The sequence below is a fragment of the Methylobacterium sp. A54F genome, assembly GCF_053346035.1.
This window is the reverse complement of record NZ_JBKFBF010000192.1, coordinates 1-289: the sequence shown is the minus strand read 5'-3', so window position 1 is coordinate 289 and position 289 is coordinate 1. Positions and strand designations below refer to the sequence as shown.

General features: G+C 67.8%; 1 protein-coding gene. It reads right to left on the bottom strand.

Features of this window, described 5'->3' with window-relative positions; genetic code table 11:
* Nucleotides 1–289: DNA gyrase C-terminal beta-propeller domain-containing protein (locus ACLBXP_RS25925; protein WP_447670659.1), on the bottom strand; the 289-nt coding region annotated here is incomplete at both ends.

The following is a 289-nucleotide window of genomic DNA, read 5'->3' as shown; positions in this document are numbered from 1 at the left end:
GTCGCCCATCACGGCGCGGCGCATCTTGAGGTAGCCGGCCCGCTCCTCCGGGCTCGCCTCGAAGGCGTTGAGGATCGCCATCGAGATCACGCGGTCGCCCTTGGCGAGGTTGATGCCGCGCACGCCCGTCGAGTCGCGTCCCTTGAAGACGCGCACGTCCTCCACGGGGATGCGGATGCACTGGCCCTCTCCCGTGGTGAGCAGCACGTTCTGGTCGGGGCGGCAGATCTCGACGTGGACGATGTGGTCGCCCGCATCGAGCTTCATGGCGATCTTGCCGTTGCGGTTC